The sequence below is a fragment of the Streptomyces sp. NPDC059002 genome (assembly GCF_042740435.1).
Lineage (GTDB): Bacteria > Actinomycetota > Actinomycetes > Streptomycetales > Streptomycetaceae > Streptomyces.
Genome location: NZ_JBHYJI010000166.1, coordinates 1 through 1,048, shown reverse-complemented (window position 1 = coordinate 1,048; position 1,048 = coordinate 1). Strand labels below are relative to the sequence as shown.

Sequence of the window (1,048 nt, the reverse complement as noted above, 5' to 3'; positions counted from 1 at the left end):
CTACACCCTTACCCCGGGACAACCACCGCCCGGGCTGGACTACCTTCCTGCGTCACCCCATCACTCACCTACTACCACCTTGGGTCAGCGGCTCCACCACTCCCCTTTGCCCGAAGGCTCCAGGACGGCTTCACGGCCTTAGCATTAATGGGCTCGATGTTTGACGCTTCACAGCGGGTACCGGAATATCAACCGGTTATCCATCGACTACGCCTGTCGGCCTCGCCTTAGGTCCCGACTTACCCTGGGCAGATCAGCTTGACCCAGGAACCCTTAGTCAATCGGCGCACACGTTTCTCACGTATGTATCGCTACTCATGCCTGCATTCTCACTCGTGAACCGTCCACCACTGCCTTCCGGCGCAGCTTCACCCGGCACACGACGCTCCCCTACCCATCACGATCCCCGTTGGGGGTATATATCGCAATGACACGACTTCGGCGGTACGCTTGAGCCCCGCTACATTGTCGGCGCGGAATCACTAGACCAGTGAGCTATTACGCACTCTTTCAAGGGTGGCTGCTTCTAAGCCAACCTCCTGGTTGTCTCTGCGACTCCACATCCTTTCCCACTTAGCGTACGCTTAGGGGCCTTAGTCGATGCTCTGGGCTGTTTCCCTCTCGACCATGGAGCTTATCCCCCACAGTCTCACTGCCGCGCTCTCACTTACCGGCATTCGGAGTTTGGCTAAGGTCAGTAACCCGGTAGGGCCCATCGCCTATCCAGTGCTCTACCTCCGGCAAGAAACACACGACGCTGCACCTAAATGCATTTCGGGGAGAACCAGCTATCACGGAGTTTGATTGGCCTTTCACCCCTAACCACAGGTCATCCCCCAGGTTTTCAACCCTGGTGGGTTCGGTCCTCCACGACCTCTTACAGCCGCTTCAACCTGCCCATGGCTAGATCACTCCGCTTCGGGTCTTGAGCGCGCTACTATATCGCCCTATTCGGACTCGCTTTCGCTACGGCTTCCCCACACGGGTTAACCTCGCAACACACCGCAAACTCGCAGGCTCATTCTTCAAAAGGCACGCAGTCACGAGA

1 rRNA gene is annotated in these 1,048 nt (G+C 57.4%); it reads right to left on the bottom strand.

The features are described from left to right. Positions 1-1,048: ribosomal RNA gene (locus tag ACFWZ2_RS43670) — 23S ribosomal RNA — on the bottom strand; the annotation flags it as partial.